Source organism: Kribbella sp. WER1 (genome assembly GCF_054189145.1).
The window spans coordinates 556,215-569,754 of record NZ_CM135186.1 but is presented as its reverse complement, the minus strand read 5'-3'; the positions used below and the strand labels follow the sequence as shown (position 1 = coordinate 569,754).

The following is a 13,540-nucleotide window of genomic DNA, read 5'->3' as shown; positions in this document are numbered from 1 at the left end:
CTCCTAGGCGCTCAGGGTGATGCGACGGTCGGCGGCCGCGAGGGCGACGTCCGCGAGGAGGTTGCCGAGCACCGTCAGTACGGCGCCCGTCAGCGTGTAGGCGAGCAGCACCGGGTAGTCCTCGCGCTGCAGGCTGTTCAGGAACAGCAGGCCGAGGCCTGGGTAGTTGAACAGCGACTCGGCGATCAGGTTGCCGGCCAGCAGACTCGGGATCGACAGCCCGAGCAGCGTGATCAGCGGCAGGCAGGCGTTCCGCAGCAGGTGCCGGGTGACGATCAGCCGGTCGGGCAGACCCTTCGCGCGGGCGACCCGGATGTAGTCCTGCCCGAGCTGTTCGAGCGCCGCGGACCGCTGGTACTGCGAGAAGATCGCGACGTTCGTGACGGCCAGCGTGATGACCGGCAACGCCATCGCGTGCGGGTCGGTGATGACGACCCAGGGGGAGTGGGACTGCGACGCCTCGGCCGGGAACAGGTGGACGGCTTGGCTGAGTCCCGCGATCAGCAGGAGTCCCAGGAGGAAGACCGGTGTCGCGTAAAGGGTGTAGGCGAGCGCGGTCCCAAGCCGATCAACCAGGCTGTTGCGCTTGACCGCCTGCAGGATGCCGAGCGGTACGGCGATCAGCAGTGAGAGGACGAGTCCCGCGAGCGAGAGCATCGCGCTGCGCGGTGCGTTCTGGACGAGCAGGGTCGCGACGCCCTGGTTGAGCTTGTACGAACGACCGAGGTCGCCGTGCAGGAGCTGCCCGAGATAGCTCACGTACTGGACGACGAACGGCCGGTCGAACCCGTGGTCATGGTTGAACGTGGTAACGGCTTCCGGTGACGCTTTCGGCCCGAGGACGACCCGGCCGGGGCTCCCGGACACCACGTGCAGCAGGAAGAACATCACCGCGGAGATCCCGAGCAGTACGAGGACCGAGATCAGCAGGCGGCGGACGACGTACCGGGTCATCGTGCAACCTCCAACGGGAAGTGGCACGCGACCCGGTGAACCCCGGACAGCGTGGTCAGCTCGGGCTCGGCCTCGGCGCAGAGGCCGGTCGCGAGCGGGCAGCGCGTCCGGAAGCGGCAGCCGCTCGGCGGATCGAAGACGCTCGGCAGTTCACCGCGTACCCGTACGTCGGCGTTCGGCCGCTCGGCGGACGGGTCGGGCTCGGGGACCGCGGCGAGCAGGCCGGCCGTGTACGGGTGGGCGGTCGCGGTGTAGACGTCGTCCGTCGTACCGGTCTCGACGAGCTTGCCGAGGTACATCACGCCGACCCGGTCGGCCAGGTAGCGGACGACGGCGAGGTCGTGGGAGATGACGACGCTGCTCAGCCCGAGGTCGCGCTGGGTGCGGCGCATCAGGTTCAGGACCTGGGAGCGGACCGAGACGTCGAGGGCGCTGACCGGTTCGTCGGCGACCAGCACCTTCGGGTTCAGTGCGAGTGCTCTGGCGAGGCCGATTCGTTGCCGTTGGCCACCGGACAGCTCGTGTGGGTAGCGCTCCAGGATCGCCGGCGGCAGACCGACCTCGTGCAGCAGTTCGCCGGCACGCGCAGCCCGCTGGGAACGGTTGCCGACGCCCTGGATCGCGAGCGGCTCGCGCAGGATCGTGCCGATCCGCATCCGCGGGTCCAGCGAGGCGCTCGGGTCCTGGAACATCATCTGCAGCTGCGCGCGCCGGTCGCCGAGCGCGCGCGAGCTGAGCCCTGCGACCGACGTACCGTCGTACAGCACGTCGCCGCCGGTAGGGCGGTCCAGCGCGACGATCATCCGGCCGAGGGTGGACTTGCCGCAGCCCGATTCGCCGACCAGCCCGAACGTCTCCCCGGCGCGGACGTCGAAGCTCACACCGGACACCGCCTTGACGGTTCGGCGCGGCCCGAACACGCCCGTCCGGCCGGCGCCGTACTCGCGGACCAAGCCGTCCACCCGCAGCCGGATCTGCTCGTCGGGCGCCGACGCGGTCTCCTTCGCGGGAGGCGTGATGGTCAGGGTCTCGTCGACCGGGTGCCAGCAGGCGTACGTCGTGTCGCCGTCGACGGTCCGCTCCGGTGCTTGCTCGCGGCAACGGTCCGTGGCGGCGGGGCAGCGCGGCGCGAAGGCACAGGCCGAGGTCGCGACGGTCAGGTCCGGCGGGGCGCCCGGGATGCTGTGCAGTTCCCGGCGGCGGTCGTGCGCGAGCGTGGGGATCGACGAGAGCAGAGCGTGGGTGTAGCGGTGCCGCGTCGCACCGAACAGGGTCTTGGTCGGTCCGGTCTCGGCGACCTGACCGGCGTACATCACCGCGACCCGGTCGGCGTGGCCCGCGATCACGCCCAGGTCGTGGGTGATCAGGATCAGTGCCATGCCGAGCCGGGCCTTGAGGTCGGCGAGCAGGTCGAGGATCTCGGCCTGGACCGTGACGTCGAGCGCGGTGGTGGGCTCGTCGGCGATGATGACCCGCGGCTCGCAGACCAGCGCCATCGCGATCAGCACGCGCTGCCGCATGCCGCCGGACAGCTCGTGCGGGAACGCGTCCATCCGCTCGGCGGGCGACGGGATGCCGACCAGCCGCAGTACTTCGGCGGCCCGGTCGCGAGCCGCCCGCCTGCTCGCGCCGCGGTGCAGCCGGAGCGGTTCGGCCAGTTGCTCGCCGATCCGCTTCGTCGGGTTCAGCGCGGTCATCGAGTCCTGGAAAACCATCGCGATGTCGTTGCCGCGCAGCGCCCGGTACTCCGCCGCCGCCAGCTCGGTCAGCTCCCGGCCGTCGAACCGGATCGACCCGCCGGTGACCGTCCCGCCGGGCGGCAGCATGCCCATGATCGCGAGCCCGGTCATCGACTTGCCGGACCCCGTCTCGCCGACCACGCCGAGGGTCTCGCCGGCCCGCAGTACCAGGTCCGCCCGCGTCACCGGCCGCACGATCCGGGACCCCCGCCGGATCTCGACCGACAGGTCGCGAACGGTCAGCAGCCCTTCGCCCTGGGAGTCGTTCATCGGACGATCGTCCTGCCGGAACCTCAGGTCATGTTGGTCCGGCCGGACAGATCACCCGCCCTCGCTTCATCCGATCGCACCACTTCAGACGCGGCGGTCCGCCCGTCCCGTGTGCAGGTACTCCGCCCGTCCTTCGTCGTCACGGCCGACGAACGCGACCGGCCAGTGCACGCCGCCGGACGCCTCGACCGGCAGCAGGCTGTCGCCGCGCCACGCGACCAGCTCGGTCCGGTGCGGCTGGTCGCCGATCTCCGCGCTCACCCCGATCGGCGTCTGCTCGAGCCACAGCCGCCCGTCCGCGTCCTGCCGTACGTCGGTGACCGACTCGCGCGAGGCGTACCGGCCGACGTACCGCTCGGGATGCTCCGGGCGAGCACCCGGATCCGGTACCGGCAGCTCGGGGAACGTGACGCCGGCCAGCTCCTGGAGCAGCCGCCCCATCAGCTCGGCATGCACCGGCCGCGCGGATCCGCCGTTCGTCAGGATCGCGACCGCTACGTCACGCTCCGGTACGACGCGCAGGAACGCGGCCTGGCCGACCGTCGAGCCGTCGTGCCCGATCACCGTCCCGCCCGGCAGCTCGCTCGTCTCCCACCCGAGCCCCCACGCGTCCGCCCAGCCGATGTCCGGGAGCGTGATCTGCGGCCGCTGCATCGCGGCGGCGCTCTCCGCGCTGAGCACCTGCCCCTGGAGCCGCGCGAACCGGACGAGGTCCCGGGCGCGCATCGCCAGCATCGACCCGGCCGGCGCGTTCGACCGCGCCATCGCCCAGGTCGTCACCGGCCGGCCGTCCAGGTGCCCGACCGCGGCGCGGTGCAGGATCGCCTCGTACGGGTTGCTCGCGGCATGCGTCATCCCGAGCGGCTCGAAGACGTGCTCTCGCATGCAGACGTCGAACTGCTTGCCGCGGACGACCTCGATCAGCCGTCCGAGCACGCAGAACGCGGCGTTGTTGTACGAGAACATCGAGCCCGGCGCGAAGAGCTGCGGGACGTCGTCGAGCAGGTCGACGTACCGCTCGATGCAGTCGTCGCCCGGTCCGGTGTCGGTGAAGATGTCGCCCTCGAAGCCCGCGACATGACACATCAGCTGCCGTACGGTCACGTCCCGCCCGAAGCGCGGCAGGTACCGCTGCACCGAGGCGTCGAGCTCGACCTTGCGCTCGTCGACGAGCTGCATCGCCAGCGTGGCCGTGAGTACTTTCGTCACCGACCCGATCTGGAAGATCGAGTCGGTGGTCGCCTCGACGCCTGTTCCGGTGCTCAGCACTCCCGCGGCGGCGTCGTACACCTCGCCGCCGGCCCACACCCCGACCGCGATCCCCGGCACCGCGTGCTCCGCGATCAGCCCGGGCAACCGCTCCTGCAACCAGTCCAGCACATCAGCCTCCTGACACGATTTCCCGCACGGTACGCCGCCGAGATGGTTTCACGGAGTACCCCACCGCCCCGAGGGAGTTGTTCCGATGCGCCGATTCCTGATCGTGTTGTTGAGCTTGTCTCTGATCGCTCCCGTCGCGAAGGCGGCGCCGAGCGGGGACCGTGACGTGATCGTCCAGCTGTTCGAGTGGAACTGGAACTCGGTCGCCCGCGAGTGCGGACAGGTGCTCGGACCGAAGGGGTACGGCGCGGTCCAGGTGTCGCCGCCGCAGGAGCATGTCGTGCTGCCCGGGTCCGGGTATCCGTGGTGGCAGGACTACCAGCCGGTCAGCTACAAGCTCGACGGCACCCGGCGCGGGACCCGTGCCCAGTTCGTTGCCATGGTCAACAGTTGCCACGCGGCCGGTGTCAAGGTGTACGTCGACTCCGTCATCAACCACATGACCGGCGGATCATCGGGCGGCACGGGCAGCGCCGGGTCGACGTACAGCCACTACGACTACCCGGGGACGTACCAGACCCAGGACTTCCACCACTGCGGGCGGAACGGGAACGACGACATCGTCAACTACAACGACCGGTGGGAGGTGCAGAACTGCGAACTCGTCGACCTGGCCGACCTCGCCACCGAGACGGACTACGTGCGCGGGCGGATCGCGGCGTACCTGAACGACCTGCTCTCGATCGGCGTCGACGGATTCCGGCTGGATGCGGCGAAGCACATCCCGGCGACCGACATCGCCGCGATCACCTCGCGGCTGTCGCGGCCGGCGTACATCTACCAAGAGGTGATTTACGGCGCGGGCGAGCCGATCACCCCGGACGAGTACGTCGGGAACGGTGACGTGCTGGAGTTCCGGTACGGGAAGGACCTGGCGAAGATCTTCAACACCGAGAAGCTCGCGTACCTGAAGACGTTCGCGGAGCCGCTGGCGTCGGACCACGCGGTGGTGTTCACCGACAACCACGACACGCAGCGGGGGAGCGGCGTCCTCACGTTCCGCGACAACGGGCGGTACGCGATGGCGAACGCGTTCATGCTGGCCTGGACGTACGGGACGCCCAAGGTGATGTCGAGCTACGAGTACACCTCGAACGACGAAGGCCCGCCGTCGACGAGCACCGGCCAGACTGTCGACACGACCTGCTTCAGCAACCGCTGGCGCTGCGAGCACGAGTGGCGGGTGATCGCCAACATGGTTGCCTTCCACAACACCGTCCGCGGCACCGGCGTCACCGAATGGTGGGACAACGGCAACGACGCGATCGCCTTCGGCCGCGGCCCCAAGGGCTATCTGGTCCTCAACGACGAGAGCACCGCGCTGACCGGTCGCAGCTTCCACACCGACCTCCCGGCCGGCACGTACTGCGACATCTTCCACGGCGACTACACCCCGGGCCACTGCACCGGCCCGACCTACACGGTCGACGCCTCCGGCTGGTTCCAGGCCGACGTCGCCGCGACCGACGGCCTCGCCCTGCACGCCGGTGCGAAGGTGTCCTAGCGCGTCAGGTCGCGTTGCTGGTGGCGGTGAAGCGCGGGCGCCGGGGCGGACGGCCGGACGAGTCAACCGCGAGCGTCCCGTCCGGGGCGATATGGCTGAACATCTGGTCGATCACCGTCAGGATGTGCGGATCCTTGACCTGGTAGAGCTGACGGCGGCCCTCCCGGCGCGCGGTGACGACTCCTGCCGCGCGGAGCTTGGCCAGCTGCTGGCTGGTGGCCGGTACGTTCGCGCCGGACAGCTCGGCGAGCGTGGACACGTCGTACTCGCCGGAGGCCAGGATGACGACCAGGTGCAGCCGGCCGGGCACGGACAGCAGATCGAACGTCGAGGCGGCGGCTTCCAGCTGCTCGGGTGGGACACGGGGATCGATGGCGGAGGTCATGATCGCATCAGTTTAGCCCAACGAGCACTCATTTGCGCAAGCCGTTGAGTATGGGGTAGCTTTTTGATGAGACCGGAGGAGGTGGTTGCGATGAATTCTGACAGTCATAGACATGGCTCTTTCGTGGTCTTCCGCACCCTCCTCGGTCAGCCCTAGCGCGGACGTTCGGGGACGGGTGCTTCCCGCTTGCGTTCAGGAGGCTCTCCGATGTCGATGCTCCGTCCGTTCACCGCGCAGGACGCGCCGCTGCGCTCCCGTACTCACCTCGCCGCCGACGTCCTGGTGCTGGCCGGGATGGCCGCGCTGTTCTGGTTGCTGGTCCGGGTGTCGAACGGGATCACGATGCCGTTCTCGCCGTCGACCGCGGCGTCGAGCGTGTCGACCGACCCTGCGAACCTGCCGTACTACGCGGCGCGCTCACTGCTGCGGATGTTCGCCGCGCTGGCGCTCTCCGTGGCGTTCACGTTCGTCTACGCGACGGCGGCCGCGCGGTTGCGGCGTACCGAGAAGGTGCTGCTCCCGGTACTCGACGTACTGCAGTCGGTGCCGGTGCTCGGGTTCCTGTCCGTCACGCTGACGGTCTGGCTGACCCTGTTCCCGCACACGATGCTCGGCGTCGAGTGTGCGTCGGTGTTCGCGATCTTCACGTCGCAGGCCTGGAACCTGACGTTCGCGTTCTACAACTCGCTGGTCACACAGCCGCGCGAGCTGGACGAGGCGGCCCGGGTGCTGCGGCTGACCAAGTGGCAGCGGTTCTGGCGGCTCGACGTACCGAACGGGATGATCCCGCTGGTCTGGAACGGGATGATGAGCTTCGGCGGCGGCTGGTTCTTCCTGATCGCCTCCGAGGTGATCAGCGTCAACGGTCACACCTACGCGCTGCCCGGGATCGGCAGCTACGTCGCGGCCGCGAGCGAGCGGGAGCAGCTCGGCCGGATGTTCCTGGCGATTGGCGTGATGGTGGTCATGGTGATCGGCGTCAACGTGCTGTTCTGGCGGCCGCTGACGGCCTGGGCAGAGCGGTTCCGGGTCGAGGAGTCGGAGGCGGCGGAGGCGCCGCGGAGCCTGGTTCTCGACGTACTGCGGCGCTCGCGGGTCCCGCAGTACGTGCATCTGCTGGTGAAGCCGGTGGGCGTCGCACTCGACCGCGGCACGCGTCCGTTCGGGCTCGCGGAGCATCCGCTGCGGGTGAACCCCGCGCGCCGGCGGACGGGCGACGTGGTGTTCTACGGGCTGGTCGCCGCCGCGGTCGGGTGGGGCCTGTACCGGATGCTCGTGTACGTCGCGCACGGGCCGGGACTCGGCGCGTTCGGGGACGCGTTCGGGCTCGGACTGGTGACGTTCGCCCGGGTGGTCGTCCTGGTCGTGGTCGGCACGCTGGTATGGGTGCCGATCGGCGTCTGGATCGGGATGAACCCGCGGGTCAGCCGGTTCGCCCAGCCGATCGTGCAGGTACTGGCGAGCTTCCCGGCGAACTTCCTCTTCCCGCTGTTCACGCTGCTGCTGATCCGCACGGGCGTCAGCCTGAACCTCGGCGGCATCCTGCTGATGAGCCTCGGCGCGCAGTGGTACATCCTCTTCAACGTGATCGCCGGGGCCAGCGCGATCCCGAACGACCTGCGCGAGGCGTCGGTCAATCTGCGGCTCCCGCTGGTGCTGCGCTGGCGGACCGTGATTTTGCCGTCGATCTTCGGCGCGTGGGTGACCGGCGCGCTGACCGCCGCGGGCGGCGCCTGGAACGCCTCGATCGTCGCCGAGGTGGTCAGCTACGGATCGACCACCCTGACCGCGACCGGCCTCGGTGCGTACATCGCCCGCTCCACCGAGACCGGCGACTTCGCCAAGACCCTGGTCGGCGTCACGGTGATGAGCGTGTACGTCGTCGGCCTGAACCGGTTGCTCTGGCGCCGCCTCTACCGGCTCGCCGAAACCCGCTACTCACTCAGCTGACAAGTATCTGGGAGGTGCCGCATGGCCACCACTACATCCACACCGATCACGGCGGCCGTCGCGCGCCGTCCGGCGATCGTCGAACTCGACAACGTCTCGAAGTTCTTCCCGGGCGCCGGCGGCACCACTCTGCCGGTCCTCGAAGGCATCGACCTCACGCTGCACGAGGGCGAGATCGTCGCGCTGCTCGGCAAGTCCGGGTCCGGCAAGTCCACCTTGCTCCGTACCGTCGCCGGGCTCATTGCCCCCAGCAACGGAACCGTCCGGTACCGGGGCGCCGTACTGAACGGCGCCAATCCCGGGGTCGGGATGGTGTTCCAGTCGTTCGCGCTGATGCCCTGGCTGACCGTGCAGGACAACGTCGAGTTGGGGCTGCAGGCACGGGGCGTGCCGGCCGCCGAGCGGCGTGAGCGGGCGCTCGAGGCGATCGACCTGATCGGCCTCGACGGCTTCGAGTCGGCGTACCCGAAGGAGCTGTCGGGCGGGATGCGGCAGCGGGTCGGCTTCGCCCGGGCGCTGGTCCTGCGGCCCGACGCGCTGCTGATGGACGAGCCGTTCTCCGCGCTCGACGTACTGACCGCGGAGAACCTGCGGACCGAGCTGATGGGGCTCTGGGCGCAGCCGGACTTCCCGACCAAGGCGGTCTGCATCGTCACCCACAACATCGAGGAGGCGGTGCTGCTCGCCGACCGGGTGGTCGTCCTCGGGTCGAACCCGGGCCGGATCAAGGCCGAGGTCGCGGTCCGGCTGCCGCGTCCGCGGGACCGCCGCAGCCCGACGTTCGACGCGCTGGTCGACCAGCTGTACGCCACCCTGGCCAAGGGCGACGAACCGCGGCCGGCGCCCGCCGGGCCGCCCGGTCCGCTGACCCATCCGTTGCCGGACGCAACCGTCGGCGGACTCGCCGGGCTGGTCGAGATCGTGTACGCGCACAACGGCCAGACCGATCTGCCGGACCTGGCGCTGGAGCTGTCGTTCGAGGTCGACGACCTGCTGCCGCTGGTGGACGCCGCGGTGATGCTCGGGCTGCTCGAGGTCGACGGCGCGCAGGCGTTCCTGACCGAGATCGGGCGGGACTGGTACACCGCGGACATCCTGGAGAGCAAGGAACTGTTCGCGAACCTCGCCGTCCAGCACGCGCCGCTCGTCCGGACGATCTGCAAGGCGCTGGAGAACAGCGACGACGGCTCGCTGCACGACGACTTCTTCCGCGACCTGCTCCGCCGCGGCTTCTCGGCCGACGACGCCGAGAAACAACTGGACATCGCGATCGACTGGGGCCGCTACGGCGAACTCTTCGACTACGACGCGGACAGCGGCGACCTGGTACTGACCGAGGTGTACGCCGAACTCACGCGGCTGACCCGCGACGGTTAATCGATTGACGGTACGTCCGGTGCACTGATCTGCTGGGCGGAGGTGCGCCGGACGAGCCGGCGCGGACCGGAAGGAGGAAGCCGATGTCTGTCCTGTCCTGCAGCTTTGCTCTGAAAGGTTCATCGGTTTGGCATTCGCACGTTCGTTCAGTTGTGAACATTGCGGCGTAGAGGTCTCCCTCGACGCCCCTGGTACCACCCATCGCAATCACTGCCCGAGCTGCCTGTGGTCACGGCATCTCGATCGCAACGTTCCCGGTGACCGCAAGGCCGACTGCTCCGGCGGGATGGAGCCGATCGCCGTCACCGTGCGGGGCGAGGGCCGTTGGGTCCTGATCCATCGCTGCACCAACTGCGGCCGGCTCCGCCTCAACAAGACCGCGGGCGACGACAACGCCCTGCTGCTGATGCGTCTCGCGGCGCTCCCGCTCAGCATGCCGTTCATCCCGTTCGCCCCGGATCCGGAGCGACCGGCGCGCAAACCGCGTGCCCGGAAGGCGAAGGCATCGTAGGCCGCGCCGTGCGTCCCGCGGCCCACGATCCACCAGGTCAGGCTTGGGGGACGACCGTGTAACCCTGGTCGCGGATCGCGTCGAAGGCCTGCGTCCGGGACTCGGGGGACGGGAAGGTGGCGACGACCTGTTTCGAGTCGAGGTCGATGTCGGAGACCGTCGCGCCGTGGGTCTCGAGCAGGCCGGTGATGGTGTTCGTGCAGTGCGAACAGGTCATGTCGGGTACTTCGAACACCTCGGACATCCTGGGTTCCTCCTGGGGATCGGTACTTCCGGTGATACGGACGACGTCGAGCAGCCGGACGAACGTGTCGACGAACAGGTCGACCGCGACCGGGAGCAGGGTGCGGCGTTCGCCGGCGACGGTGACCGGCATGTTCGCGAGGCAGCGCGGTACTTCGGCGTACGCGAGCGGCCCGTACTGGCGGACGAGGCCGGGGTCGCCGGGATCGGGGTGGGCGATCGCGGCGTCCTTCATCGCGCGGAGCAGGATGCGCGATTCCGTGGTGTAGGCGACGCCGCCGTCGGGGCGCGACGTCAGGCTGACCGGGATCATCCCGCGGCGGAACGTCTCGGACTGCAGCCCCCAGAACCAGGTGTTCGCGACGACCCCGAAGATGCCGGAGTCGCGCAGCCCGCGCGCGAGCTCCGTCGGCGTCCGGTACGTCGTCTGCCCGACGAGCCACGCGTGCTGCACCAACGCCCGCGCCGTGGTCTCGAAGCCGACGCGCAGGATCTCGACCGGATCCCGGTCGCTGGTCGTCGCCGCCAGTACGCCGTGCTCCCAGTCCGCGAGCCCGTTCGAGCGCTCGTCCACGTCCGCCCCGAGGCCGCGCCGCAACAGGAGCACCACCTCCCGAGCGACAACCGGTACCAGCGCCCAATCCGTCGTGCAGTGGGCGACGTTCGAGGTGCCGGTGCTGTCGCGCCAGAGGATTCGGTGGGTGGCGGACGTGACGTGGTGGGGTTGGAGGGGGACCGGCAGGTAGCGGAGCTGGGCGGGCGTCAGGTGGCTGCCGGGCGCCGGGGTGAGCGGTGTGAGCTCAGGATCCAGCTCGAGCGAGGCGGGGAGCGCATCGACGGCGGGGAGGCGGCCGGCCACCCGGGCGAGGATGCGTGCCGCCGCAAGGCGGTCGTAGCTGCCGTCCGGTCGACCCACGCCGTACCTCCCGTTGACACGAGAACAACTCCGACGCCGCGCCACACCGGCAGCTCTTATTGTTCCCGGAATCGGGTGACCGCGCTGCTGGAGCCGCGTGTCAGGCGGCATCAGTCGTCCGCGTCGCCGAAGGTGCGCAGCCGGAGGCTGTTGTACGTGACGAACAACGACGACAGCGACATCGCTGCCGACGCAACCAACGGGTTGAGCAACCCGGCGGCGGCGACCGGGACCGCGGCCAGGTTGTAGGCGAACGCCCAGATCAGGTTGCGGTGGATCGTCCGCCGGGTCCGCCGCGCGAGACCGATCGCGTCCGGGATCACCCGGAGGTCCTCGCGGACAAGCACGATGTCGGCCGACTTCAACGCGATGTCGGTCCCGGTGACGACCGCGAGCCCGAGGTCCGCCGTCGCCAGCGCGGCCGCGTCGTTGATGCCGTCGCCGACCATCGCCACCCGCCGTCCGTCGGCCTGCAGCTGCGCGATCACGCCTGCCTTGTCCGCCGGCAGCACCCCGGCGCGTACGTCGTCGATCCCGAGCTCCCGGGCGACCTCCCGCGCCGCGACCTCCGAGTCCCCGGTCAGCAGCACCGTCCGCAGCCCGGCCTCCTGCAGCTCCCGCACCGCGTCCCCAGCGGTGTCCCGCAGCCGGTCGGCCACCTCCAGCTGTCCGACCACGACCCCATCCACCACCACCCAGACAACCGCACCGCGACCGGCGTCTGCTCCACCCGCCGGCGTCCTGTCGCGCACCGCCGCGGTGGGGCCGGCGGTGGTCGTGTGCACGAGGGTGTGGTTGCCTACGGCTACCTGTTTCCCCCCGACCGTGGCGGTCGCGCCCTGGCCTGGGTGGGTGGTGAAGCTCGCGATCGGGTGGGTGGACGCGCCCTCGGCGGTCGCCAGCTGCTCGACAGCTCGGGCGATGGGATGCTCGGAGCCTCGTTCGACCGACGCGGCGTAGCTGAGCACCTCCGCACGGGTGAGGTCGGCGGTGAGGTCCACGCGGGTGATCGTGAGGTCGCCGGTGGTGAGGGTGCCGGTCTTGTCGAGGACGATCGTGTCGATGACGCCGCTGGCCTCGAGCGCGTCCTGGCCCTTGATCAGGATGCCGAGGGTGGCGCCGCGGCCGATGCCGACCATCAGCGCGGTCGGCGTCGCGAGACCCAGCGCGCACGGGCAGGCGATCACGAGGACGGCGATCCCGGTCCCGACCGCCTGCGCGACCGGCGCGCCGGACAGTATCCAGCCGAGCGCGACCAGGATCGCGAGCACGATCACCGACGGGACGAACCAGACGATGATCCGATCGACCGTGTGCTGGATGCGCGCCTTCCGCTCCTGCGCCTGCTCCGCGATCGCCGCCATCTGCGCGAGCTGCGTATGCACCCCGACCGCGGTCGCCGTCAGGACCAGCCGCCCGTCCGTACTGATGGTTCCGCCAACCACTTGGTCGCCGGCGGCAACCACCCGCGGCACCGGCTCCCCGGTCACCACGCTCGTGTCGACCGCCGCCGCCCCGTCGGCCACCGTCCCGTCCACCGGGATGATCTCGCCGGCCCGCACCACGACCGTGTCGCCCTTCAGCACCTCACCGGTCGGTACGTCGACCTCGACGCCGTCCCGCAGTACCCGCGCGACCGGCGTCGCGAGCCGCCCGATGGCGCCGAACACGTCGGCCGCCCGCCGCCGCGACCGGGTCTCGAAGTACCGTCCGGCCAGCTGGAAGACAGTCATCCCGGCCGCCACGTCGAGGTACAGGCTGCCGGTGTCGAGCGACAGCCAGCCCGACCCGCCGGCCACCCCGGGCCATGCGACGGACACCGCCGCCCACCCGAACGAGACCGTGATCCCGAGCGACACCAGCGTGTCCATACTCACCGCGCGATGCCGCAGGTTCCGCACGGTCGCGCGGTGGAACGGGTACGCCGCCCACGTGACGATCGGCAGCGCCACCAGCAGACACGCGAGATCCCAGCCGGGGAAGCGCAACGACGGTACGGCGGCCAGCACGATCGTTGCGTCCATCAACGGAATCGCCAGCAGCGTCGCGAGCACGAGCCGCCGCCGCAGCGAGCTGATCCGGCGCGCGGTCAGCTGCTCCGCGAGTTCGTCGCCCGACTCCGGATCGCGCAGCGTCGCCTGGTACCCGGCCTTGTCGACGGCTGTCGTCGCACGATCGGTCAGATCGTCGCCGGACCCGGTGACGATCGCGCGTTCGGTCGCGTAGTTGACGGTGGCCGTGACGCCGTCGAGCTTGTTCAGCGCGCGCTCGACCCGGTTCGCGCAGGCGGCGCAGGTCATCCCGCCGACGA

At 70.1% G+C, this 13,540-nt stretch carries 10 protein-coding genes; 4 read left to right on the top strand and 6 right to left on the bottom strand.

Annotation, left to right across the window (positions count from 1 at the left end; all coding sequences use genetic code 11):
- Nucleotides 1-3 precede the first annotated feature (3 nt).
- The 3 genes from ACXJJ3_RS02735 to ACXJJ3_RS02725 form a co-directional block, all read right to left on the bottom strand.
- On the bottom strand, nucleotides 4-954 hold the full coding sequence (locus ACXJJ3_RS02735) for an ABC transporter permease (protein ID WP_458168273.1): 951 nt from the start codon (nucleotides 952-954) through the stop codon (nucleotides 4-6).
- Complete coding sequence (locus ACXJJ3_RS02730) at nucleotides 951-2,963, bottom strand: dipeptide ABC transporter ATP-binding protein (protein WP_458168272.1); 2,013 nt, start codon at nucleotides 2,961-2,963, stop codon at nucleotides 951-953. The genes ACXJJ3_RS02735 and ACXJJ3_RS02730 overlap by 4 nt, the downstream gene beginning before the upstream one ends.
- Nucleotides 2,964-3,047: 84 nt before the next feature.
- Complete coding sequence (locus ACXJJ3_RS02725) at nucleotides 3,048-4,343, bottom strand: serine hydrolase domain-containing protein (RefSeq protein WP_458168271.1); 1,296 nt, start codon at nucleotides 4,341-4,343, stop codon at nucleotides 3,048-3,050.
- An 85-nt stretch (nucleotides 4,344-4,428) separates the two neighbouring features.
- Between ACXJJ3_RS02725 and ACXJJ3_RS02720 the strand changes: the two genes are divergently transcribed.
- Nucleotides 4,429-5,847, top strand: coding sequence for an alpha-amylase (locus tag ACXJJ3_RS02720; RefSeq protein ID WP_458168270.1), 1,419 nt, complete (start codon nucleotides 4,429-4,431; stop codon nucleotides 5,845-5,847).
- A 4-nt stretch (nucleotides 5,848-5,851) separates the two neighbouring features.
- Here ACXJJ3_RS02720 and ACXJJ3_RS02715 read toward each other — a convergent pair whose 3' ends face one another.
- The gene (locus ACXJJ3_RS02715) at nucleotides 5,852-6,232 is read right to left on the bottom strand and encodes an ArsR/SmtB family transcription factor (RefSeq protein ID WP_458168269.1); all 381 of its coding nucleotides are present in this window, start codon (nucleotides 6,230-6,232) and stop codon (nucleotides 5,852-5,854) included.
- A gap of 207 nt (nucleotides 6,233-6,439) precedes the next feature.
- On the opposite strand from ACXJJ3_RS02715, the gene ACXJJ3_RS02710 reads away from it, so the two are divergent.
- The 3 genes from ACXJJ3_RS02710 to ACXJJ3_RS02700 all read left to right on the top strand — a co-directional run bounded on the left by ACXJJ3_RS02710 (nucleotide 6,440) and on the right by ACXJJ3_RS02700 (nucleotide 10,070).
- Nucleotides 6,440-8,182 carry an ABC transporter permease gene (locus tag ACXJJ3_RS02710; RefSeq protein WP_458168268.1) on the top strand — a complete coding sequence of 581 codons (1,743 nt, stop codon included), beginning with the start codon at nucleotides 6,440-6,442 and terminating at the stop codon, nucleotides 8,180-8,182.
- A 21-nt stretch (nucleotides 8,183-8,203) separates the two neighbouring features.
- Nucleotides 8,204-9,559 carry an ABC transporter ATP-binding protein gene (locus ACXJJ3_RS02705; protein ID WP_458168267.1) on the top strand — a complete coding sequence of 452 codons (1,356 nt, stop codon included), beginning with the start codon at nucleotides 8,204-8,206 and terminating at the stop codon, nucleotides 9,557-9,559.
- 127 nt (nucleotides 9,560-9,686) lie between these two features.
- On the top strand, nucleotides 9,687-10,070 hold the full coding sequence (locus ACXJJ3_RS02700) for an RNHCP domain-containing protein (RefSeq protein WP_458168265.1): 384 nt from the start codon (nucleotides 9,687-9,689) through the stop codon (nucleotides 10,068-10,070).
- 37 nt (nucleotides 10,071-10,107) lie between these two features.
- Here ACXJJ3_RS02700 and ACXJJ3_RS02695 read toward each other — a convergent pair whose 3' ends face one another.
- Both ACXJJ3_RS02695 and ACXJJ3_RS02690 read right to left on the bottom strand, forming a co-directional pair.
- Nucleotides 10,108-11,229 carry a heavy-metal-associated domain-containing protein gene (locus ACXJJ3_RS02695; protein WP_458168264.1) on the bottom strand — a complete coding sequence of 374 codons (1,122 nt, stop codon included), beginning with the start codon at nucleotides 11,227-11,229 and terminating at the stop codon, nucleotides 10,108-10,110.
- Nucleotides 11,230-11,339: 110 nt separating this feature from the next.
- Nucleotides 11,340-13,529: a heavy metal translocating P-type ATPase gene (locus ACXJJ3_RS02690; protein ID WP_458172016.1), complete on the bottom strand. Its 2,190-nt coding sequence runs from the start codon at nucleotides 13,527-13,529 to the stop codon at nucleotides 11,340-11,342.
- Nucleotides 13,530-13,540: the final 11 nt, after the last annotated feature.

Bases quoted from the DNA above. Each gene is read 5' to 3' on its own strand.
- ACXJJ3_RS02735 (WP_458168273.1), bottom strand. From the start codon at position 954: ATGACCCGGTACGTCGTCCGCCGCCTGCTGATCTCGGTCCTCGTACTG.
- ACXJJ3_RS02730 (WP_458168272.1), bottom strand. From the start codon at position 2,963: ATGAACGACTCCCAGGGCGAAGGGCTGCTGACCGTTCGCGACCTGTCG.
- ACXJJ3_RS02720 (WP_458168270.1), top strand. From the start codon at position 4,429: ATGCGCCGATTCCTGATCGTGTTGTTGAGCTTGTCTCTGATCGCTCCC.
- ACXJJ3_RS02715 (WP_458168269.1), bottom strand. From the start codon at position 6,232: ATGACCTCCGCCATCGATCCCCGTGTCCCACCCGAGCAGCTGGAAGCC.
- ACXJJ3_RS02710 (WP_458168268.1), top strand. From the start codon at position 6,440: ATGTCGATGCTCCGTCCGTTCACCGCGCAGGACGCGCCGCTGCGCTCC.
- ACXJJ3_RS02705 (WP_458168267.1), top strand. From the start codon at position 8,204: ATGGCCACCACTACATCCACACCGATCACGGCGGCCGTCGCGCGCCGT.
- ACXJJ3_RS02690 (WP_458172016.1), bottom strand. From the start codon at position 13,529: ATGACCTGCGCCGCCTGCGCGAACCGGGTCGAGCGCGCGCTGAACAAG.